Genomic DNA, 655 nt, shown 5'->3' on the forward strand with positions numbered 1-655 from the left:
AGTGATAACAGGTCTTCAACCTGTTGGGTTGTCCCATTCGGAAATCCTTGGATCAAAGGTTATTTGCACCTACCCAAGGCTTATCGCAGCTTATCACGTCCTTCATCGCCTCCGTGAGCCAAGGCATCCGCCATGCGCCCTTTCTTACTTTCTTCGCCTTCTCTGTAATAACTTACAAAGAATGTAGCTCATACTTTCAGCTGTTGTGTGATTCTAAACATTATGAAGATTAATCTTCATGAATGAGAATACTAATTCTTCCTATATATAAGGAATATTAGTTCTACTTACAGTCTTGCTTGTGTCAATATGTCAAAGATCTTGTGCTGTTACTCTTTGAATTCTGAGACAATACCTCAGAAACAAAAGACAGCGTGGTGGAGAATAACGGATTCGAACCGTTGACCCCCTGCTTGCAAAGCAGGTGCTCTAGCCAACTGAGCTAATCCCCCAAATGATAGAGAAAAGGATTAAAGGATATTCAGCCTGTTACACATTAGACTATATCTATGTGTAGTCCCAGGCAGACTTGAACTGCCGACCTCCACATTATCAGTGTGGCGCTCTAACCAACTGAGCTATAGGACTGAGTTGGAAGAAATCACTTCGGCTATTCATGCCAGACTTCCTTTCTCTTATTCTTGAAACAGTATCA

At 41.8% G+C, this 655-nt stretch carries 2 tRNA genes and 1 rRNA gene; all 3 read right to left on the reverse strand.

Annotation, left to right across the window (positions count from 1 at the left end):
- Nucleotides 1-154: ribosomal RNA gene (locus HMPREF0666_RS15965) — 23S ribosomal RNA — on the reverse strand; the annotation flags it as partial.
- 221 nt (nucleotides 155-375) lie between these two features.
- Nucleotides 376-452: transfer RNA gene (locus HMPREF0666_RS15970), tRNA-Ala, on the reverse strand.
- Nucleotides 453-514: 62 nt separating this feature from the next.
- Nucleotides 515-588: transfer RNA gene (locus HMPREF0666_RS15975), tRNA-Ile, on the reverse strand.
- Nucleotides 589-655 lie beyond the last annotated feature (67 nt).

Source organism: Prevotella sp. C561 (assembly GCF_000224595.1).
Lineage (GTDB): Bacteria > Bacteroidota > Bacteroidia > Bacteroidales > Bacteroidaceae > Prevotella > Prevotella jejuni.